19 protein-coding genes and 1 pseudogene are annotated in these 18,353 nt (G+C 68.1%); 14 read left to right on the forward strand and 6 right to left on the reverse strand.

All coding sequences use genetic code 11. From position 1 onward, the window contains the following. The first annotated feature begins 70 nt into the window (after positions 1-70). The 12 genes and pseudogenes from DB31_RS29690 (at position 71) to DB31_RS29740 (ending at position 7,754) form a co-directional block, all read left to right on the forward strand. Entirely contained in the window at positions 71-559 is a 489-nt protein-coding gene (locus DB31_RS29690; protein ID WP_044193688.1) for a hypothetical protein, read from the forward strand. 13 nt (positions 560-572) lie between these two features. After that, positions 573-1,340 carry an endonuclease/exonuclease/phosphatase family protein gene (locus tag DB31_RS29695; RefSeq protein ID WP_044193690.1) on the forward strand — a complete coding sequence of 256 codons (768 nt, stop codon included), beginning with the start codon at positions 573-575 and terminating at the stop codon, positions 1,338-1,340. A gap of 140 nt (positions 1,341-1,480) precedes the next feature. After that, on the forward strand, positions 1,481-1,933 hold the full coding sequence (locus tag DB31_RS29700; protein ID WP_044193691.1) for a phage holin family protein: 453 nt from the start codon (positions 1,481-1,483) through the stop codon (positions 1,931-1,933). Then, positions 1,923-2,138, forward strand: a complete 216-nt coding sequence (locus tag DB31_RS29705; RefSeq protein ID WP_044193692.1) for a DUF3618 domain-containing protein — start codon at positions 1,923-1,925, stop codon at positions 2,136-2,138. The genes DB31_RS29700 and DB31_RS29705 overlap by 11 nt, the downstream gene beginning before the upstream one ends. A 60-nt stretch (positions 2,139-2,198) precedes the next feature. Beyond that, positions 2,199-2,399 (forward strand): hypothetical protein, encoded by a 201-nt coding sequence (locus tag DB31_RS29710; RefSeq protein ID WP_044193693.1) that lies wholly within the window; start codon positions 2,199-2,201, stop codon positions 2,397-2,399. A 35-nt stretch (positions 2,400-2,434) separates the two neighbouring features. Then, positions 2,435-2,884, forward strand: a complete 450-nt coding sequence (locus tag DB31_RS29715) for a hypothetical protein (protein WP_044193694.1) — start codon at positions 2,435-2,437, stop codon at positions 2,882-2,884. A gap of 48 nt (positions 2,885-2,932) precedes the next feature. Next, a complete protein-coding gene (locus tag DB31_RS29720; protein ID WP_044193695.1) occupies positions 2,933-3,205 on the forward strand; it encodes a YtxH domain-containing protein in 273 nt (90 codons plus the stop codon). A gap of 159 nt (positions 3,206-3,364) precedes the next feature. After that, positions 3,365-3,541: pseudogene (locus DB31_RS51690) on the forward strand (winged helix-turn-helix domain-containing protein); the annotation flags it as partial. A gap of 21 nt (positions 3,542-3,562) precedes the next feature. After that, complete coding sequence (locus DB31_RS45300; RefSeq protein WP_240486950.1) at positions 3,563-4,471, forward strand: hypothetical protein; 909 nt, start codon at positions 3,563-3,565, stop codon at positions 4,469-4,471. Between the two features lie 431 nt (positions 4,472-4,902). Then, positions 4,903-5,751 carry a hypothetical protein gene (locus DB31_RS29730; protein WP_338034327.1) on the forward strand — a complete coding sequence of 283 codons (849 nt, stop codon included), beginning with the start codon at positions 4,903-4,905 and terminating at the stop codon, positions 5,749-5,751. A 127-nt stretch (positions 5,752-5,878) separates the two neighbouring features. Beyond that, complete coding sequence (locus DB31_RS29735; RefSeq protein WP_044194021.1) at positions 5,879-6,820, forward strand: NAD(P)/FAD-dependent oxidoreductase; 942 nt, start codon at positions 5,879-5,881, stop codon at positions 6,818-6,820. Positions 6,821-6,851: 31 nt separating this feature from the next. Next, positions 6,852-7,754: an AraC family transcriptional regulator gene (locus DB31_RS29740; RefSeq protein WP_044193697.1), complete on the forward strand. Its 903-nt coding sequence runs from the start codon at positions 6,852-6,854 to the stop codon at positions 7,752-7,754. An 11-nt stretch (positions 7,755-7,765) separates the two neighbouring features. Here DB31_RS29740 and DB31_RS29745 read toward each other — a convergent pair whose 3' ends face one another. Beyond that, the gene (locus DB31_RS29745) at positions 7,766-8,629 is read right to left on the reverse strand and encodes a hypothetical protein (protein WP_205628584.1); all 864 of its coding nucleotides are present in this window, start codon (positions 8,627-8,629) and stop codon (positions 7,766-7,768) included. Between the two features lie 91 nt (positions 8,630-8,720). Between DB31_RS29745 and DB31_RS29750 the strand changes: the two genes are divergently transcribed. Both DB31_RS29750 and DB31_RS29755 read left to right on the forward strand, forming a co-directional pair. Continuing rightward, on the forward strand, positions 8,721-11,330 hold the full coding sequence (locus tag DB31_RS29750) for a CHASE2 domain-containing protein (protein ID WP_083968826.1): 2,610 nt from the start codon (positions 8,721-8,723) through the stop codon (positions 11,328-11,330). Continuing rightward, positions 11,302-12,420, forward strand: a complete 1,119-nt coding sequence (locus tag DB31_RS29755) for a M48 family metalloprotease (RefSeq protein ID WP_169787112.1) — start codon at positions 11,302-11,304, stop codon at positions 12,418-12,420. The genes DB31_RS29750 and DB31_RS29755 overlap by 29 nt, the downstream gene beginning before the upstream one ends. 11 nt (positions 12,421-12,431) lie before the next feature. On the opposite strand, the gene DB31_RS29760 is transcribed toward DB31_RS29755, so the two are convergent. From DB31_RS29760 to nuoD, 5 genes are all read right to left on the reverse strand, one after another. After that, the gene (locus DB31_RS29760) at positions 12,432-12,788 is read right to left on the reverse strand and encodes a (2Fe-2S) ferredoxin domain-containing protein (RefSeq protein WP_044193699.1); all 357 of its coding nucleotides are present in this window, start codon (positions 12,786-12,788) and stop codon (positions 12,432-12,434) included. Positions 12,789-12,921: 133 nt separating this feature from the next. Further along, a complete protein-coding gene (locus DB31_RS29765) occupies positions 12,922-13,641 on the reverse strand; it encodes a NuoI/complex I 23 kDa subunit family protein (protein WP_044193700.1) in 720 nt (239 codons plus the stop codon). 26 nt (positions 13,642-13,667) lie between these two features. Beyond that, positions 13,668-15,182, reverse strand: a complete 1,515-nt coding sequence (locus tag DB31_RS29770; RefSeq protein ID WP_044193701.1) for a complex I subunit 1/NuoH family protein — start codon at positions 15,180-15,182, stop codon at positions 13,668-13,670. After that, positions 15,183-17,069 carry an NADH-quinone oxidoreductase subunit G gene (locus DB31_RS29775; protein ID WP_044193702.1) on the reverse strand — a complete coding sequence of 629 codons (1,887 nt, stop codon included), beginning with the start codon at positions 17,067-17,069 and terminating at the stop codon, positions 15,183-15,185. It lies immediately after the preceding gene. Then, the gene (gene nuoD / locus DB31_RS29780) at positions 17,066-18,316 is read right to left on the reverse strand and encodes an NADH dehydrogenase (quinone) subunit D (RefSeq protein ID WP_044193703.1); all 1,251 of its coding nucleotides are present in this window, start codon (positions 18,314-18,316) and stop codon (positions 17,066-17,068) included. The genes DB31_RS29775 and nuoD overlap by 4 nt, the downstream gene beginning before the upstream one ends. Positions 18,317-18,353 lie beyond the last annotated feature (37 nt).

The following is an 18,353-nucleotide window of genomic DNA, read 5'->3' on the forward strand; positions in this document are numbered from 1 at the left end:
GGTGTACCAAGGGCGGAAAGGGCTCCCTACTTTCTCTGACGAACTGACTTGCCATCGAGGGGGATGTTGGATGCCGCGTTCTTATAGCTTCGACCATTTCCAGGTGCCCGCAGCCGAGCCCCGCAGCCGGAGCTTGCGGCGCCAGGACAAGCAGCACTTGGCCGAATCACACCATGCCGTGCCTGCGCAGGACGGGGGGATCCACTACGGCAGGAGCCACGCGCAGACGGAGGAGATCCTCAAGGCGCGCGCCCTGGCTCCGCCGCGCCGCGAGAGCGCTGGGGCGAAGGCCCGCGCGGCGCAGGCCACGCCGAGCCCGGAGCGGCTCCAGGCCACGCCGCGGATCAACCGCAACACCACGCCCATTGGCGCGCTGCCGGCCACCGAGGAGCTGCCGCCGCGCGGGCGCTTCCAGGATCTGATGGACGAAGCGACGCGCCAGTTCGAGGCCATCCAGGGAGGTATTGGCGACGTGAGCAAGGCGGCGGTGCGGCTGGCCTCGCTGCCGCTCGAGGTGGTGCGGCTGGCGGCGCGACGCCTGCGTCTGGTTCACGGCTGAGGGTTCGGGCGCCGTGGAGCTGACGCTCGTCTCGTACAACATCCACAGCGGCATCGGCACGGACGGCCGGTTTGATCTGCACCGGGTGGGCGAGGTGCTGCGAGAGATTGACGCGGACATCATCGCCCTGCAGGAGGTGGGGGACTTCCGGGGCAAGACATCCCGGGAGGACCAGCCCGAGCACCTGGCGGATCTGCTCGGGCTCCACATGGCATTCGGCCCGAACGTGGTGCGCCAGGGCCGGCGCTATGGGAACGCGGTGCTGGCGCGCCTGCCCATCCTCAAGTCGAAGAACTACGATCTCAGCGTGGAGAGCCGCGAGCCGCGCGGCGCCCTTCGGTGTGATCTGGATCTGGGTGGGGGGCGGCAACTGCACCTGTTCTGCCTGCACCTGGGGTTGTCGCTCGGCGAGCGCCGCAGGCAGGAGAGCCTGCTGCTGTCGTCGGACATCCTCCGAGATGCGGTGCGCAAGGATCCGGTGGTGGTGTGCGGAGACTTCAACTACTGGGGCAACAAGCCCGTCCCCGCGCTGGTGCGGCGGGCCATCCACGACGCGGCGCTGGAACTTCGCACCCCGGCGCGGACCTACCCCTCCCGGCTGCCGCTGCTGCGGCTGGATCGCATCTTCGTGGACTCGGGTGTCCGCCCGCTCACCATCCGGCCACACCGTTCCTCCTTGGCCACGGTCACCTCGGACCACCTTCCGCTGGTGATGCGCTTCGAGGCCCCGGTGCTGACCGAAGCCGTGGCGGTCTCGGCACCCGTGCAGCTCATCGGCTAGCGTGGGGGCTCCAGCGGCGTTCATTGGCCGACGCTTTGCGGCCGCTGGACACAAGAAGCACGCGACGGGTTGTCGCGGCGGGGGTGGATGCCTAGGTTGGCTCCGCCTGTGGGATGAGAGCAGCGCCGGCCGGAGAGTCGATGAACTTGGGGACGGAACAGACGGAGCGCGGGATCTCCGCGATCGTCGGACGGATGGCGGACAGCTTCAGCCGTCTGGTGTCTCAGCACATCACCCTGGCGCGCCTGGAACTGGCCGAGGATGCCAAGGCCATGGCTCGCGACGTGGCGAGCATCGTCGTCTTCGTGCCTTTCCTGATGGTGGGCTGGGTCTTCCTGTGCGGCGCGATCGCCGTGGCGCTGGCGCAGGCGATCGGCTACGGCTGGGCCTTGGCAGCCGTGGGCGGCGTCCACATGGTGGGGGGAGGGATCGGCATCTGGACAGCCCTGTCCCGGCTCAAGAATCGCCAGGTCATGAATGACACGGGCGAAGAACTTTCGCGCAGCATGGCGGTGCTCACCTCGGCGAGCCCCGCCGCAGTGCCCTCTTCACAGCCTCGCAACGTGCTCAAGGAGCCCCCGAATGCCCAGTAATGGACAGCCCAAGGCTGAGCCCCGAAGTCCCGCCGCGCTGCGCGCCGAGATCGAGCGCACCCGCGCGGAACTGGCCACCTCGGTCACTGCGTTGCGCCAGGAGGTCGCCGAGACCGTGGACTGGCGGGCCTGGGTGCGCAAGCGCCCGCTGCTGGCCGTGGGCGCCGCGTTCACAGTTGGGTTCGTGATCGCCTACCGCCGCTGACGGCCGCCAACACCTTCACCCACCACTGTCATTCGTTTTCAACTCACAGGAGAGGCTTCGATGGAGATGAATCCGCAGCAGATCCAGGACCGCGCGCGTGAAATTCAGGAGCGTATCGTGCCGCAGATCGAAGAGGCGCGGCGCAACCTGGTGGATGTGAACACCCGCGTGGTGAGCTTCATCCGCGCCAACCCGGGCACCTGCCTGGTGGGTGCGGTGGCCCTGGGCTTCCTCATCGGCAAGATCGCCTCGCGCCGCTGATCCTCGCCGTCCTTTCGTCACACCGAGAAAACACCATGACGACCTTTCAGAACACCCAGAGCAACGGCTCTCACACCAGCGGCGACGATCAGGGGTTTGGCGAGCGCGTGGATCAGATCGGCTCGGAGGCCCAGCAGCTGTGGAGCAATGCGCGCACTGCGGTGTCGGACCTGGGCCAGACGCTGGATCTCAAGGGCCGGGTGGATCGCAACCCGTACGGGATGATGGCTGCGGCGATCGGCGTGGGCTACGTGCTGGGCGGGGGACTCTTCACCCCGCTGACCGGGCGGATCCTGAAGCTGGGCGTGCGCTTGGCGATGCTGCCCTTCGTCAAGGACGAGCTGCTGGGCATGGCCGAGGCCGCGCTCCAGGGCTATCAGGCGGGCCAGTCCAGCGTGGGCGGGCAGAGTGGGGGAGGGGGGCAGAGCGGCGCCACGGGAATCGGCACCTCGCCTCGGACGGGCGGTCCTGGCAACATCAGCTGAGCCGTCGTTTGCGCGCCACATCTTCACTTGAACCCTGGGAGTTCCCGCATGTTTGGAGTCAGTGACCTCAAGAAGTTGGACAAGGACGAGCTGCTCAACCTGATCGGGCTCGAGACCCGGAAGGAGACCAGCGACTACCTGCTGCCGGCGCTGGGCGCCTTTACGGTGGGAGTGCTGCTGGGCGTGGGCGTGGGGCTGATGCTCGCGCCCAAGCCGGGCAATGAGCTCCGCAATGATCTGCGCAACCGGTTCCAGCCCGGCCAGGAGCCGGTTACGGGCGCTGGTGCGACGCGGACCGAGAACGTCTCGCGCGGCGTGTAGCCGGGCACAGAGGGTTTCTCCTCGGGCCTCCCCTGGGCGCGCCACCCGCGTCCGGGCGGAGGCCCGTGCTTTTGGAGCGCTCCCTACCCAAGAGGTATGTCAGACCCAGCTGGTTTCATGAGGTCACCTGGAACGAGGAAGGTGGCGGACATGGAACCGATGGGGCTCGTCTCACGCGTCGCGGGGGATTTGGAGCGGCTGATCGCGCAGGACCGGCTGCCGAGGGATGGACGGCTTCCCTCGGAGCGACTGCTCTCGCGGCAGTATGGCGTCTCACGGACGACGGTCCGGGAGGCGTTGAGTCACTTGGCATCGCGAGGGCTGATCGTGCAGCACCCGGGCCGTAGGAGCCGCGCGGTGGTGCTGGACGAGACCGTGAACCTGGAGACTCTGGGGGTGGCGCTGCAGGGAGAAGGCCCAGCGCACCCAGAGAGGAGCCGGCTGCTGGAAGGGTTCCTCTCGCTCAAGCGGGAGCTGATGGTGGAGTTGCTGGCCATCTGCGGCGAGCGCGCTTCCAAGGAGGAACTGGACCTGCTGGCGAATGCCTGTTTGGCGCTGAGGGATGCTGCTCGCTGGGAGGAGAACCGAGGCCAGTGGGCTGTGTGGGAGTTCGAACTTCTGAGGCGCGCGGCCCGCGTAGCCGATCGTCCTGGGCACGTGCTGCTCATCCATTCATTGGAGAGATCCTTTTGGAAGATGGCAGGCCGGGTGCTGCCGCATCTTGATTCCGAGGCCATCTGCCGGTGGGCCGAGTGCGCGTTCTACGCTCTGGTGACGAAGGACGTGCAGGCCCTGCGCAAAGACCTGCTGCCACTGTTGGAGTCTTGCGATGAGCGGCTTTTTGGCAGCCGCGAGAGAGTCGGCAAGAAGGCCGGCTCGTACACAGCGTTGCCTGCGGAGGTGACCGATTCCGAAGACATCCCCTCCGGAGCCACTCCCTTCGAAGCTTGCACCGTTGAAGCCACTGCTTCCGAGAGTGCTCCTCCCGAACTCAGGGTTGCCGAGCCTCCTTCTTCTGCGGCTCCCTTGTTCGAGGTCGCCATCGGTGAGGAAGTAACTTCCGACGGCTCCTCCTCCACCTCTGTAGGACCCATCTTCTCAGTGGGACTTGGGGCTGAGGAGAACTCGGCGCCCGAGGTCTCCGATAGACAGGGGCTGGCGGGCGCGGTTTGGACGAGGTGGTCTGATTGTCAGACCAGTTCGTACGAAACGACGTCGGCAGGCGCTCCTTCGCCCGAGCCAGACAGCGGCTGGCGGTCGGGTTGACCCCACAGAGTCGGCCTCTTCGCCCCGGTAAGGTGGAGCAACTCAAGTGGGTTCGCTATGAGGCCGCGAGCGTGCTTGCCGGTGGACTCCATGGCGCTCGGGGCTTGGGCCTTCCGGGCATGGCTCTGCAGGAGAACCCGTTCCTTGGGTTCACGTTCTGGCACTAGGGTAGACTGCGCGTCATGGCCAAGGGCAGGACTCCGAAGCAACGTCGGCCGGGAACGGGCACCAAGCGCAAAGCGGACCCGTCACCGCCGAAGAGAACGACCTCCGCCATCGTGACGACGGGCAGGAAGAGGCCCGTGCTTGCACCGACGCGTTCCGAAGCGCCTGCTCTTGTGCAGGGAATCTCGGAGGCTCGCCAAGATCTATCGAGAGAACTCCCGACGGCGGTCCCTGTGCCCGGGGAGAGCCGTGAGGGGTCCGAGGCGGTGCTTGCGCGGTTGCGCAGCTTGGAGACGCTGGAGACGGCTTATGAGGCGTGGCTCGCGCTGAAACTGGAGCACAGTGCCGCCCGCCTTCGCTTCAAGGAGGAGCGTGAGCGCCTGGATCAGCAGGGTTCGTTCCTCGTGGGCGCTGTTCGCGCAGCGGGCGTCGAGCCCAGGCCTGGCAGTGAGCCCGGTTTGCTTCCTGCTGGCGCTGAGAGCTTCCTTCGTAACGCCGAAGCCAAGCTCGCGCACGCTCGCGAGGAACTGGCTCGCAGGGAGGTGGAGTCGGAGGCCTTCTATCAGAAGGGCTTCGATGAGATCCGCACTACGCTCACCGATCGCGTCCAGCGCTACCTTGCCTCGTCTCGCCCCAGCTTGAAGCTGCTCTTGCGCAAGCTGGGGGTGACGCGCTCCATTTTGCACGTGGCACGGGTTGGCGGTGACGAGAGCGTGCTGCTCTGCTTTCTCTTCACCGGACGCATTCCCACCCGCTACGGCTTCCTCTTCGATGACTCCACCGAGGACGTCTCGCTGGCCCCCGCGCCCCTTTATCCGGATGAAGGCGTGGACATGCAGGGCACTCGCCCTGATGCCACGGCCCTGGGGGCGCGGATGGGGGCTCCCGGTGGGGCATTGCCACTCAAGGGGTTCTTGCCCGTCTTCGTCCCTCGCCCCGAGGGTGGAGAGGACTTCTTCCGGCTGCTCCAACGTGGACCCGTGATGGAGGTCGAGGTCGCCGACGGCGCCACGTTCCGCAATATCCTCTCCCGCGAGGAGTCAGAGCGCTTCGCGGGCCACCTGCTGCGGCTGAAGCTCGAAGAGAAGATCGAACTTGAGATCGAGGCTGGCTGAGGGGTGGTGAGGCAGGCCGCTGCCGCGCCTCGGAGGATCCGCCGATTTCATCCGAGGATTCACTCTCCTCCCGGAGTCCGTCCGCTCGTACTCATGTCCCATGACACTGGCCTCCGTGAGGCAGAGCATGACGGGACAGGATGTGGAAACCGTGGATGTGGTGATTGTCGGAGGCGGACCTGCGGGCCTGAACGCCGCCCTGACGCTGGGCCGCGCCCGGAAGCGGGTGCTGCTCTGCGACGCCGGGCCTCCTCGGAATGCCGCGGCCGAGCACATTCACGGCTTCGTCACCCGTGACGGAACGCCACCCCGGGAGTTCCGCCAGATCGCCCGTGAGCAGCTGCGGCCCTACGGCGTCCAGCTTCGCGAGGCACGCGTGGAGGCCGTACAGACGCTCGCCTCCGGCTTTCAGGTGGTTCTTCAGGGCGCAGGTGCCGTGAGTGCCCGTCGCGTGCTGCTGGCCACAGGCATGGTGGATGTGCTTCCAGACCTGCCGGGGTTCCGGGAGCTCTGGGGCAAGAGCATCTTCCAGTGCCCTTACTGCCACGGCTGGGAAGTCCAAGGGCAGGCCTTTGGTGTGCTCGCCACCCAGCCGCCGCTTCTGGACTTTGCCCTGTTTCTCACGGGGTGGTCCCCGCACATCACCGTGTTCACCGAGCAGCGCTTCGAGCTCCCTCCAGAGCAGCGGGAGCGCCTCCTGCGCGCTGGCGTGCAGCTCGAGGAGCGGCGCATCCGCCGGCTGCTCCCAGGAGCTGAGGACGGAGCGAGGGCTGGGTTGCTCGAAGCGGTGGAGTTGGAGGATGGGACGCGGGTGGCTCGGGAGGTGCTTTTCGCGCCCCCTCCCCAACAGCAGTCACGGGTGGTTCAGCAACTCGGGCTCGCGCTGGATGAACTGGGGTGCGTCCGCGTGAACGCTCACTATGAGACCTCCATCCCGGGCATTTATGCCGCCGGGGATCTGACGACGCGTCTTCAAGGCGCGGTGATCGCCGCCGCCGCCGGGTGTGCGGCCGCCTCCATGCTGAACCATGCCCTCAACCTCGAGAGCGCTGAGCATGGAAGCCGTTGAGGCCCCTCGAGGTTCTGGCTACGAAGGCGCGATGCCCAGTCCCCGTGCACCGCAGCGCCCACGACGCGAGCCCTCTCGCGAAGACTTCGAATCGCTCCGGGTGCCTCTTTGGGTCAGCCGCTATGAGCACGAGGAGCGTGTTCCCTGCGGCCCCCCTGGCCCTGCCGTTCACACCTATGCGGTCATCATCCTCGTCACACGAGGCCAGGCGCGAGTTCGTCACGCGGGCGAGCAGGTGCTGCGGGCCGGAGATGTTCACCTCATTCCTCCCGGAGATCCGCATGGGCCGGCTCATCTCGAGGAGGTCGAGGGATGGGCGCTCGCTTTCCGGCCCGAGGCCCTGTCCCAGGAGGACGCGGGGTGGGGGAGCGAGAGCGCGGTCCACCTGGGGCCCTTTGTCCGGATCCGCAGCGGGTGCCACCCCGTGCTCCGGCCTTCTCCGGCTCAGCGCGGCCGGCTCTTGCACTGGTTCAAGCTCATCCAGGCGGAGCTTGCCCAGGAGGAGCCCGGACGGGACGACGCCCTTCGCGCCCTGCTCCGGCTGGTGCTCGTCGAGCTGTCACGCATCGAGGCGCCCCAGAGCACTCCCGAGCTCGTGGGCCTCAGCCTGGCCCGACGTGCCCTCACGCATATCGAGGCCCACTGCCTCCAGCCGCTGTCGCTGACGGAGGTGGCGGCCGCCCTGGGCCGCTCCCCCACGCATGTGGCGGGCGTCGTCCGCCGGGAGACAGGGCGGACCGTCGGCGAGTGGATCCTGGAGTACCGCATGGCCGAGGCCCGCCGGCGCCTCCGGGGCACCGACGAGCGCGTGGACATCATCGCCGAGCGCGTGGGTTACGCGGATGTGACGCACTTCATCCGCCTCTTCCGGCGCGTCCACGGCGTCACGCCTGCCGCCTGGAGGCGCCGGGTGACCAGCGCTTCCGGGGGCTGAGCCGCGCAGGGCTATTGCGTGTGCACCACGCCCACGTCCGCGGTGCCGGCCAGCAGCGCGCTTCCCAGGAAGAGGTTCTCCGACTGGGGGCCCCCAGTGCGAACCGACTGGAAGATGACCAGGTACGTCTGCTTCGGCAGAGGGAAGGCACTGCCGGGGATCGTTACGCGCTTCACCTTCCAGTCTACCGGCGCGGCGACGAGCTTGATGAAGTCCAGCGGAGCCTTCGGCACGTTCGTGTAGGTGGGCTCGCCCTGCTGGCCGCTGTCGCTCACCGGGATCACCGTCACGAAGCCCAGCGTCCGCTCCTGCCCAGAGGCCGGCTCTGCTCGGTCGAACGCCAGCTCCGTGTTAGCCGCCATCCGCACCACCCCCGCCGCCGGATGCAACGCGGGGATGTTCTCCCGGGCGGGCGCCTCCTTCACCTGGCCGACGAACTTCTCGCCCCCGCGCTCGGCGATGAATTCATAGGTGGCCCCGTTCTGGTATGTCAGCGTCGCGTCGCTGTTGCTCGAGCGGCTGTACGAGCCAAAGCCGTCGCTGGTGAGGGACACCTTCTGGGTGCCGTTGGTCTGTATTGTCACCGTGGCACCCGTCAGGCCCTCGGGGGTGGCGTTCGTTCCGTTGCGCGTGCCCATGAAGACCACGGCCGCTGTCTGGCCCGGGAGGGTGAAGGAGGACTGGCCTCCGTCCGCCTGCACGCCCCCGTCCAGGCCCGCGACGGCCTCGGGCGAGATGGCCACATCCGGTGTGGAGAGCAGGGTGCCCACCATCACCGTCTCGGCGGAGATCTGGTTCGCGGTCTTCTCGAGATCGCACGCCAGGGGTGCAAGGCAGCAGACGGCTACAGCGGAAAGCAGGAAGAGGCGTTTCATCTGAATCGAATCCTTCCAAGAAGCCCGGCCCTGCAAGAGAGCATATCAGTCCCCCCCACGACAGGCGCGGGCGCGGTATCCTTGTGGCCCCGTGCAGAGCCGCCCCGTCCAGTCCTCCGGCCGCCGCTTCCTCAAGCGGCTGGGGTTTGCCCTCCTTCAGACCGCCATCTTCGGCTCCCTGATTGGCGGGCTCGTCTACGTCCGCGTGCCGCGGACGCAGCTGGACTCAGAGGGGGCTCCGCAGACGGTCCTCACCTGGCTGGTGGGTCTTATCGAGCGCCCCGAGAGCCTCACCTATGACGCCCGCGCGCGAGCCCTTGGGGAGTCCCTCCAGCGGCAGCGCCTCAAGGATGCCCAGCACCCGGAGCGCGTCGTCGTCGTGACGGTGGACGACGACACCCTGAGCAACGCGCAACAGAGCCAGCACCGGGAGCTCGCCTCCTACCCTTGGCCCCGCGAGGTGATGGGCGGGATGACGCGCCGGCTGGTAGAGGAGGGCGCTTCCATCGTGTTGATCGACACGCTCTTCCCCGAGTTGAGCCCGCGCGGGTGCTTCACCCAGGATCCTCAGGCCGAAGGGGGCTCCGAAGAGGCCTCCGATGACGAGCTCTTCCGCAAGGGGCTCAGCCAGGATCCCGGCCGCTCCGTGCTCGCCTTCAGCTGGAGTGTCCCCCGGGCCAGCCCGCCCTCGTTCCAGCTGTGGCCCTACCGCGCACGCGTGGGCTCGCACCCGGGACAGGCCGACGCCCGCACCCAGGCCCAGCAGGTGCTCGCCCTGCAGCGGCCCGCCTTCCTCATTCCCTCAGGAGATCGGGTGGAGGTGTGGGCCGGCGTCGAGGATGAGCGCGAAGGCCAGGTGCTCGCCGCCAAGCTCGGCTCGCCCCCGGCCCCGGCCCTCGTCCGGGAGCGCCGCAGCGCGGATGACGCCTCGCGAATCACTCCGCTGGATCTCTTCGTCTCGCTGGCCGAGGTGGAGGTAGAGGGGCTCGATCCTTCCCTGTTGCTGAAGGTGCGCACGCTGCGCCACCCCGTGGTGCAACTGCTGGGCTCCCAGAGCCTCCTGGGCTCGGTGACGGCCTTCCCGGACGCCGATGGCGTCGTCCGGGGCATGCTCCACCTCGTCAATTACGAGCCCCGCGAGGGCGAACACCACATCCTCCCCTCGCAGCCCCTGGCCGCCGCCATGAAGCTGGCGGGCACCCGGAAGCTCCGCTACGCCGATGGCCGCCTCTCCGTGGGCGACGCCTACTCGTTCCCCATGGACGAGACGGGCTACAGCCTCACGCGCTGGGAGGCCGGAGACGCGGGCCGCACGGCGGGCGCCTCGGTGTTCCGCACCCTCCGCGCCTGGAACATCCTGCTCAACCTCTTCGATCTCCGCGAAGGCCGGCCGCCGCGCTCGGCGCATGATCTCGAGCAGCGCGCCGTCGTCCTCACGAACACCTCCACCTATGCCACCGAGTACCGCGCCACGCCCATTGGCGAGACGACGCCTCGGGGCGCCGTGCTCGCGCAGTCGCTGGAGAACATCCTTCAGTCCGAGGGCATCGTCCGGGCCCCGCCCCGGATGGACCTGTACCTGACGATGGGCATGGCCTTCTTCGGGGCCACCATCGCCTTCTTCTTCAGCCGCAGCTTCCGCTCCGGCTTCGGTGCCGTCCTCTACTTCTCCAGCGCGGTGGCCGCGCTCGTGGCCTACTACTTCGTGGCCCGCTACGTCTTCGTGGAGAAGCAGCTGTGGATCGCCGTCGCCGGTCCGCAGTTCGCCATGGTGGCCACGTTCCTCCTCACCACCGTGTACACCGTCCGCACGGAGGACGAGATCCGCGACTTCGTCAACCACGCGCTCGGCCGCTACGTGAGCCCCGAGGTGGCCCGGCTCGTCACGAGAGATCTCTCCCTGCTGGTGCACCCCGAGCGCCGGCCGATGACGATCTTCTTCTGTGACATCGCCGGCTTCACCCGGCTCTCCGAGCAGATGGAGCCGCTGCGGCTCGTCCAGTTCCTCAACGAGTACCTCACGGAGATGACGCTGGCGGTGCGTGCCTCGGGCGGCCAGGTGGACAAGTACATCGGCGACACGGTGATGGCCTTCTGGGGCGCCCCCGTGCGCACCGATCGCCATGCCCACCTGGCCTGTGACGCCTTCCTGAAGATGCACGCCCTGGTGCAGGAGCGCCAGGAGGCCTGGGTGAAGAAGTACGGCCAGCGCATCCTGTTCCGCGCTGGCATCAACAGCGGCGACGTCGTCGTGGGCGACATGGGCACCGAGCTCAAGTCCAACTACACCGTGTTCGGCGACGCCGTGGGCCTGGCCTCGTGGCTGGAGGGCTGCAACAAGTTCTACGGCACCGTGGCCCTGGTGGGGGAGGCGACCGCCCAGCTCGCTCGCGACGCCTACGTCTTCCGGGAGGTGGATCGCGTGCTGGTGAAGAACAAGCCCACGCCCATCCGTCTCCATGAGCTGCTCGGGCGCCACGGGGAGATCTCTCCGCGCATGCAGGAGCAGCTCGGCCTCTACGAGCAGGCGTTGACCGCCTATCACCAGCGCCGCTTCAACGAGGCGCTCGAATTGTTCGAGCGCTGCTCCTCGGAGTATCAGGACACCGTCGCAGCCGTGTATGCGGGCCGGTGCCGTCGCTTCCTCGTCAGCGCCCCGGCGGAGGACTGGGATGGCGTCTACGAAGTCGGGGAGAAGTGACGCCGTGGGCCGCTCTCGGCGCAGGGGTGCGTCCTGGGTGCTCGGAGGGGTGCTCGCGGGGGCTCTCTCGGCGTGCCAGGCGGGGAACACGCCTGCGCTGCTCGCCCGGGCCGAGCAGAGCCTCGAGGAAAGCCGGGGCCAGCTGAGCCGCGAGCTGGATCAGCGCAAGGGGGTGGGCCTCATGGGGGCCTCGCTCACCGGGTGCTCCCTGGAGCGCCGCAAGGCCTACGAGCTGGACGCCGAGCAGGAGGCCACCTTGGGCCAGGCCGTCGCCGCGCGTCAGCTTGCGCTGCTGGGCGTCGAGCCGCTGCCCACCACGGAGCCGGTGGCGCGTTACGTGGATCAGCTCGGGCAGTACCTCGCGCTCGTGGCCGCAGCGGTAGGCAACGCCAACGGCCCGGATCGCGCCAGCGGACCCGAGCGGGCCCTCGACAACCGCCCCTGGCCTCACGCGGGCTACCAGTTCCAGGTGCTGCCGCTGGAAGAGCCGCGGGCCTCGGGATCTCCCGGGGGCATCGTCTTCATTTCCACGGGCTTCCTGCGCGCGATGGGCAGCGAGGAGGAACTGGCTGCGGTGCTGTCCCATGAGCTGGCCCACCTGCAGCGCGGGCACGGCGTAGAAGCCATCAAGGCTGCCCTGTGTGACTACGAAGCGCGCCAGGAGTCCTCGGCCAAGCTTCAGTCCTTCAATCAGCGTCTCAAGCTGCAGCGCCAGACGGCCGCTGCAGGCTCTCGGACGGCGGAGGAGGCGGCGAACCTCTCCCGCGAGGGCTTCCCCGAGGGGCTCGAGTTGGAGGCGGACCGTATTGCCGTGCGCATTCTGCTGGCCGCGGGGTACGACGCCCGAGCCTTCACCGGGCTGCTCCAGCGTCTCAACCTGGAGGCCCCCGCCAAGCACCCCTGGCGCCGCACGCACCCGCAGCCTCGGGAGCGGGTGGCGGTGGTGGAGGAGCGGCTGAAGGCGCTCGGGCCTTCGCAGGCCTGGCCCACACCCGAGACGGTGGCTTCACGAACCCAGCGCTTCCACGAGGCCATGAGCGTACTGCCCACCCCGGTGGCAGGACCGCAATCCCTCCTCCCGCCCCCGTAGGCGCGAGCGGTCTACGGATCCTCGTCCGGGTTGCCGAAGAGCTCGCGGATGGGCTTGTCCTCGGCAATGTGCTCGGTCACCACCCGGCGCATCTTCTCGGGCGTCATCCGCGAGTAATAAACCTCCCCAGGCCAGCCCATGAGCTGGAAGTCCTCGGGAGAGAGCGGATCCCGCTTGCGCCCGGTGTCCTCGCGGATCACCACGTTGGGGCCCATGTGGCAGAAGCCGTAGCAGCCGCCCCGGTACGCCTCGCAGCGCGGAACGAGGGCTCGCTGGGCGAGTTCCTCCTTGGCCGCGGCGAACACGGCATCGGACCCGTTGCCCTTGCAGTCCATGCCTTTGCACACGGAGAGGCGGTAGCGCTTCATCGGGTTCACCCTACGGGAGTTGCCAGAGACGGGGAAGAGGCGGCCAGGCGAGCGGCCCCCTGAAACGGCACCGGCCCGCGTCCGCTTCCTCGGCAGAGGGAGCAGGGCGGGCCGGAGCACCCAGCGCGTGGGGTTACTTGTGCTTCGGAGCCGTGCCCGCGTGCAGCTGCTTGGGCTCGTGGCCCTTGCCCACGGCGTGCGGCGTCTTGAGCTGCACCAGGCCCTCGCCAATGCGCGTGTGGGCCTCCTTGTGCACGTGGTGCGGCTCCTCGGAGCCCTCGCGCTTGTTCCACGGATCCGACGGGTGCGACACCGCCGGGCCCTTCAGCAGCTTGGGGATGTCGTACACGAAGCCCTGGCGGTTGTACTCGGGCTTGGTGTGCTCGTAGGTGTCCATGCGGATGGCGTCCTTGGGGCACGCCTCCACGCACAGGCCGCAGACGATGCAGCGCAGCTCGTCGATGACGAACTGAGTGGGGTACTTCTCGATGACGCGAGACTCACCCTCCTTGTCCGCGTGCTCGTACTCACCCGCCTCGATGTAGATGCACTGCGCCGGGCAGATGGTGGCGCACATGTAGCAAGCCACGCAGCGCGGCTTGCCATCATCCCGAGGAACCAGGCGGTGCAGCCCGCGGTAGCCGGGAGGGTAGGGGATCTTCTCTTCCGGGTACTCGACGGTGGTGATGAGGCTGGTGCCCTTGCGGTCCACCACCGAGGTGTTCGTGTCGCGCGTTCCGAAGAGGTTCCGGAAGAAGTGGCGCGCGGTGATGCCCAGCCCCTTGAGGAGCTCCGGGAGATAGGCCCGCTCGCGGACATCCGTGCGGGGATCTTGGGTCGCCTTGTAGCCCATGACAGTCCTTGTCTTTCCTCGGAAGCCTAATGCGTGGAGGCCGTGTGTGCACCTGCGTGGGCCGGGGCGTGCCCGCCCAGCGTCGCCGAGGCGTGGCCCGCCGCCGGCAGCGCGTGGCCGTGAGCCGCACCCGGCAGCCCGTGCGCGTCATGTCCACCGCCGTGGCCCAGGGCGCCGTGGCCCCCGCCGTGGCCGGGCTCACCCTTGACCATCTCCTTGCTGGAGAGCGTCAGGGCCACCAGCACGCCAATCTGGAAGAGCCCGAACAGCGCCAGGTAGCGCAGCGAGGGATCCCACAGCACCAGCGCGCCGCTGATGAACACGTTGGCCAGGCCCACGGGCAGCAGCATCTTCCAGCCCAGCGTCTGGATCTGATCGTAGCGGAAGCGGGGGAACGTCCAGCGGATGAGCAGCTGCAGGAAGCACAGCAGCAGCACCTTGATCCAGAAGATCGTCCCCATCAGCGTGGCGTACACCAGCGGGTAGTCCCGCAGGTGGCTGGCCACCCACTCGCCGCCGAAGGGCAGGTGGTAGCCGCCAAAGAAGAGCGCCGCGACGACGCCCGACAGCACCACCACCTCGACGAACTCGGAGATCATGAACAGGCCGAACTGCATGCCCGAGTACTCCACGAAGTAGCCGATGATCTCGGACTCACCTTCCGGCACGTCGAACGGGGCGCGCTTCGTCTCGGCGAAGGCCGCCGCGAAGAAGCCGATGAAGCCAATGGGCTGCAGGATGATGCCCCACGTCGGCAGGCCGAAGTCGAAGCCCTCGCCCGCGGCGCCGCCCGTCCACTGCCACAGGTAGCGCGCCTGGCCGGAGGCCTCGCTGCCCGTCTCCGCCGCCAGCGCGCCGACGATGGACGGCAGCTGCACGGAGGAGAACGCCAGCATGAGGCCCACCAGCGACAGGCCCAGCGCCACCTCGTAGGAGATCATCTGCGAGGAGGCGCGCACGCCGCCCAGCAGGGCGAACTTGTTGTTGGAGGCCCAGCCGGCCAGCGCCGTGCCGTACACCGCCAGCGAGGCGATGGCGAACAGGTAGAGCAGGCCGAAGTCCGGGGTGGCCACCACCATGTCCACGTTGTGGCCGAACACCTGCACCGAGGGGCCCGCGGGGACGATGGCGAACAGGGCGAACACCGGCCCGAACGCCAGCAGAGGCCCCAGGTTGAACAGGAACTTGTTCGCGTTCTCCGGCCGGAAGGCCTCCTTGGTCAGCATCTTCAAGGAGTCCGCCGCCACGAAGGGCAGGCCCGCCAGCGAGCGGTTCTTCAGGCCCGGCAGGGCGATGCGCGCGCGGTTCGGGCCGATGCGGTCCTGCATCAGCGCGCTCCACTTGCGCTCGGCCAGCGTGAGCAGCGTGGCGATGACCATCACGAACAGGAGCATCAGGAAGATGATGTTCGTGAGCCGGCTGGCGCCGGTGAACAGGTACTGCTCCGCCAGGCCACCCACCACGTAGGTGCCGAGCACCACGGCGGCGAGCAGGCCGATGATGAAGCCGATGGCGAAGAGGACAGTGAGAATGCGAGCCATTTAGATCCCTCTCACGCGGGGCGTGCCGAACTCGCGGTAGCCCGGGGGACGGCCGTCGGCGCCAGTGGGAATCGGGTTGATGCCCGGCTTCTCACGGTCCGGCGGGGAAGACTGCTCCCAGTTGAATGAAGCGAACTCGGCCACCTTCGAGGCCAGCTCGCGGAACACGTCGCGGGCGGAGTTCCAGGCCTGGGCCGCGCCCATCGCCTTGCTGATCTCCGCCACCCAGCGCCAGTTCGGCAGCGCCTCGCCCTTGGAGGGGTAGGCCTTGCGGAAGCGCTGGACGATGCCGTCCTGCTGCACGAACGAGCCCTCGTCCTCGATGTGCGCGGAGGCCGGCAGCACCACGGTGGCCTGCGCGGTGAGGGAAGACTCGTTCATCGCCTGGGCGACGAACACCTCGGCCTTGGCCGCAGCCTGCGCGAAGGCCGCAGCGTCACCCGGCACCTCGGTGCCGATGGCGTACAGGCCCTTCACCTTGCCCGAGTTCAGCCCGGACACCAGGTCCTCGAAGGGCTTGAGCGTGAGGCCCAGTCCCTTGGCGATGAACTCCAGGCCCTTGCGGTTGGGGTTCTTGTCCGCCGTCATGAGGTAGTGGTCCGCGGCGCCCTGCGGACGGCCGCCCACGTACACCTCGGAGACACCCAGGGTGTTCTTGGCGAACGACAGGCCCGCGAGCAGGTCCTCGTTCGAGCACACCGGCGAGGCCAGCACCGCCAGCTGCTGGGTGCCCGCCAGGGGCTGCAGCTGCTGGGCGGCGGCCTTGGCGGCCTCCACGCGGGTGAGCGCGGGGGAGACGGTGTTCGGAGCCTGCGTGGCGCGGCGGCCCACCGAGGCGCTCAGCACGCGATCCAGGTTCAGGGCCTTGTACGAGAGCCGGCCCTGATCACACATCCAGCTCTTGTTGATCTGCTCGTTCTCGCGTGGGCGGAAGCGGTAGGTATCCTGGGACATCCAGTCCGCGTAGATGTTGCAGCCGCGCGAGCAGCCGGTGCACACGGACGGGGTGGCGGACAGGAACCACGCGCGGGCGCGGAAGCGGAAGTCCCGGCTGAGCAGCGCGCCCACCGGGCACACGTCCACGGTGTTGAGCGAGTAGTTGCTGTTGAGCTCGTTGCCCGGGAACACGTCGATCCGCTCGTGGCTGCCGCGGCCGAACACGCCCAGCTGCGGCTCCTTGGGGATCTCGTTCATGAAGCGCACGCAGCGGGTGCAGATGATGCAGCGCTCCTGATCCAGAACCACATGAGGTCCCAGCACCTTGCGCTTGTTCTTCAGGGCCTTGCCGCCCTCCAGGCGCGAGGGGCGGTAGTCGTACTTCATGTAGTAGTCCTGCAGCTTGCACTCACCGGCCTGGTCGCAGATGGAGCAGTCGACCGGGTGGTTCAGCAGCAGGAACTCCATCACCGAGCGCTGGTTCTCCTTCACCTTGGCCGTGGTGGTCTTCACCACCTGGCCCTCGGCCAGCGGCGTCTGGCACGCGGGCACCAGCTTGGGCGCGTTGGAGGCCTCGACGAGGCAGATGCGGCAGTTGGCCGCGATCGAGAGGCGCGGGTGGTAGCAGTAGAAGGGGATCTCCACGCCCGCCGACTTGGCGGCCTCGATCATGTTCGTCCCCGGCTTGGCGACGACTTCGATGCCGTCGATGGTGCAGGTGACGAAGCCCGGGTTCTTGGGCGGAGGCGGCTTGGGCGGGCCACCGGCGGGGCCCGGAGGCGGCTTGGGCGGCGTGGTGCTGCTGTGAGCCACGGGCGGGTTGTCCGCCTTGGGGCCCGCAGGCGGGTTGGAGGGCTCCGGGCCGATCTTCGCGGCCGGAGAGTTCGTGGGCGCGCCCGGCGGGGGCGGCTGCGCGTCACCCGTCGGCTTCTTGGTGTCGTTCTCGCTCACTGCTCGACCTCGCCGCCGATCATGTTGATCATGTCAAAGGTGGGAATGAGGTCCGCCAGCATCTTCCCCTCGATGATCTGAGGAATGGCGGAGAGGATGGGGAAGCCCGGCGCGCGGACGTGGACCTTGTAGGGCCGGCCGCCGCCGTCGCTCACCAGGTACCAGCCCAGCTCGCCGTTGGCCGCCTCGGTGCTGTCGTACACCTCGCCCGGCGGCACCGGGATGCCCTCCATCACCAGCTTGAAGTGCGACATGACACCTTCGATGGTGCCGTACACCTCGGGCTTGGGCGGCAGGGCGATGCGCCAGTCATCCACGATGATGGGGCCGCTGGGCAGCTTGGCCAGCGCCTGCCGGATGATGCGATCCGACTGCTTCATCTCCTCGAGCCGCATGATGTAGCGGTCGTAGTTGTCGCCGTGCGTGCCCACCGGCACATCGAAGTCCAGCTGGCTGTAGACCCAGTAGGGCTTGGCCTTGCGCACGTCGTAGTCCACGCCAGCGGCGCGCAGGCAGGGGCCGGTGAAGCCAAAGTCCAGGGCATCCTCGGCGGAGAGGAGGCCGGTGCCCTTCATGCGGTCCACGAAGATGCGGTTCTTCATCAGCAGCCCCTCGACCTCCACGAGGAGCTCCTGGATCTTGTCCAGGGACTTGATCGTCTTCGGGATCCACCCCTCGGGCAGGTCGCGGTTGAGGCCGCCCACGCGCCCGTAGCTGGTGGTGAGGCGCGCGCCGGTCAGCTCCGTCACGCGGTCCATGATGAGCTCACGGCCCTCGATGGCGTAGAGGAACGGAGCGAACCCGCCGAGCTCCAGCGCCGTGGCGCCCACGCACGTGAGGTGATCGTGCATGCGGTGCAGCTCGGAGGCGATCACGCGGATGTACTGGGCGCGCTCAGGGATCTCCAGGCCGATGAGCTTCTCCACGGCGTTGAGGAACCCGAAGTTGTTCATCATCGCCGAGTTGTAGTTGAGCCGGTCCGTGTACGGCAGACACTGCGTCCACGTGACGTTCTCGCAGCTCTTCTGGAAGCCTCGGTGGAGGAAGCCGATCTCCGGGTCGGCCTTGATGATCGTCTCTCCCTCCAGCTCCACCTTCATGCGCACGGTGCCGTGCATGGCGGGGTGAGAGGGGCCCATGTTGATGTACATCCGCTTGGGCTGGAGGTGAGCCTCCAGCTCCGACTCGTGGGCGTACGCGTCGGTGTCCGGGTTGGGCGCTTCAGGCTGCTTGGAAGGGTCCGACATGGAGGAGAGTCCTCGGAAGGCGAAAGGGGCCGGGGCT

Origin of the sequence: Hyalangium minutum (assembly GCF_000737315.1) — a bacterium.
Classification (GTDB): domain Bacteria; phylum Myxococcota; class Myxococcia; order Myxococcales; family Myxococcaceae; genus Hyalangium; species Hyalangium minutum.

Excerpts from the sequence above, each read along its gene's own strand:
- DB31_RS29690 (WP_044193688.1), top strand. The coding sequence starts at position 71 with ATGCCGCGTTCTTATAGCTTCGACCATTTCCAGGTGCCCGCAGCCGAG.
- DB31_RS29700 (WP_044193691.1), top strand. The coding sequence starts at position 1,481 with ATGAACTTGGGGACGGAACAGACGGAGCGCGGGATCTCCGCGATCGTC.
- DB31_RS29705 (WP_044193692.1), top strand. The coding sequence starts at position 1,923 with ATGCCCAGTAATGGACAGCCCAAGGCTGAGCCCCGAAGTCCCGCCGCG.
- DB31_RS29710 (WP_044193693.1), top strand. The coding sequence starts at position 2,199 with ATGGAGATGAATCCGCAGCAGATCCAGGACCGCGCGCGTGAAATTCAG.
- DB31_RS29715 (WP_044193694.1), top strand. The coding sequence starts at position 2,435 with ATGACGACCTTTCAGAACACCCAGAGCAACGGCTCTCACACCAGCGGC.
- DB31_RS29720 (WP_044193695.1), top strand. The coding sequence starts at position 2,933 with ATGTTTGGAGTCAGTGACCTCAAGAAGTTGGACAAGGACGAGCTGCTC.
- DB31_RS29735 (WP_044194021.1), top strand. The coding sequence starts at position 5,879 with ATGACGGGACAGGATGTGGAAACCGTGGATGTGGTGATTGTCGGAGGC.
- DB31_RS29740 (WP_044193697.1), top strand. The coding sequence starts at position 6,852 with ATGCCCAGTCCCCGTGCACCGCAGCGCCCACGACGCGAGCCCTCTCGC.
- DB31_RS29745 (WP_205628584.1), bottom strand. The coding sequence starts at position 8,629 with ATGAAACGCCTCTTCCTGCTTTCCGCTGTAGCCGTCTGCTGCCTTGCA.
- DB31_RS29755 (WP_169787112.1), top strand. The coding sequence starts at position 11,302 with ATGGCGTCTACGAAGTCGGGGAGAAGTGACGCCGTGGGCCGCTCTCGG.
- DB31_RS29760 (WP_044193699.1), bottom strand. The coding sequence starts at position 12,788 with ATGAAGCGCTACCGCCTCTCCGTGTGCAAAGGCATGGACTGCAAGGGC.
- DB31_RS29765 (WP_044193700.1), bottom strand. The coding sequence starts at position 13,641 with ATGGGCTACAAGGCGACCCAAGATCCCCGCACGGATGTCCGCGAGCGG.
- DB31_RS29770 (WP_044193701.1), bottom strand. The coding sequence starts at position 15,182 with ATGGCTCGCATTCTCACTGTCCTCTTCGCCATCGGCTTCATCATCGGC.
- nuoD (WP_044193703.1), bottom strand. The coding sequence starts at position 18,316 with ATGTCGGACCCTTCCAAGCAGCCTGAAGCGCCCAACCCGGACACCGAC.